Origin of the sequence: Vibrio sp. 10N.261.51.A4, from assembly GCF_041471945.1 — a bacterium.
Lineage (GTDB): Bacteria > Pseudomonadota > Gammaproteobacteria > Enterobacterales > Vibrionaceae > Vibrio > Vibrio crassostreae_C.
This window is the reverse complement of the sequence record NZ_JBFRPJ010000184.1, coordinates 1-204: the sequence shown is the minus strand read 5'-3', so window position 1 is coordinate 204 and position 204 is coordinate 1. Positions and strand designations below refer to the sequence as shown.

Genomic DNA, 204 nt, shown 5'->3' with positions numbered 1-204 from the left:
ACGCTCTGCTTTTCGCTCTTCGGCAGGCGCACCTTTTAAGCGTGATTCTATCCCGTAGAGTTTTTGGATTTTAGCCAGCGCCTTATCAGCCTTGCCCGATTTACCTTTCCCTTGAAGCTTTTTAGCATCCATGAACTTGCGACGAGCATGCGCTAAGCACCCTACCTTGGTGACGTGATGAAGTCCATCATAAGCCGCGTAGCC

At 50.5% G+C, this 204-nt stretch carries 1 protein-coding gene; it reads right to left on the bottom strand.

What is annotated here, in order from left to right:
* The coding region (locus tag AB4384_RS23730) for a transposase (RefSeq protein WP_372130205.1) at positions 1-204 on the bottom strand (204 nt) is incomplete at both ends.